This window comes from Robertmurraya sp. DFI.2.37 (genome assembly GCF_029211245.1).
Lineage (GTDB): Bacteria > Bacillota > Bacilli > Bacillales > Cytobacillaceae > Robertmurraya > Robertmurraya methanolica_A.
On sequence record NZ_JARGEJ010000686.1, the window covers coordinates 1 to 297 of the forward strand.

A 297-nucleotide genomic window follows, 5' to 3' on the forward strand; every position below is an offset into this window, starting at 1 on the left:
AAAAATTGTCGTGAAAACTAAAAATCTTGCAGTTCTTGTCTAAATAAATGATAGGAAAGAAACAATAGTATGGACAAATTTAAAAAAGATAGATAGCCATTACCCTTCAGGCTGATTAATAACGTTTGTCACATCATGAAAGCGAAGCCTTGGGAGGAGCGAAGTTACCATAGTTGGTAACGGGCAGAGGACAGGGCGAAGCCATGAAGAAAACGAGCGTTTGCGGGCAGTCTTTAGGATAGAAACTATCTTTATTTTACTGGAAAACCTTGAAATATTAAGCATAGTCAAATAGTT

The 297-nt window shown here is 36.7% G+C and carries 1 protein-coding gene; it reads right to left on the reverse strand.

The features are described 5' to 3' along the window. Positions 1-99: 99 nt before the first annotated feature. A partial coding sequence (locus tag PZE06_RS28215; protein ID WP_275792429.1) for a hypothetical protein occupies positions 100-297 on the reverse strand: 198 nt, incomplete at its 5' end.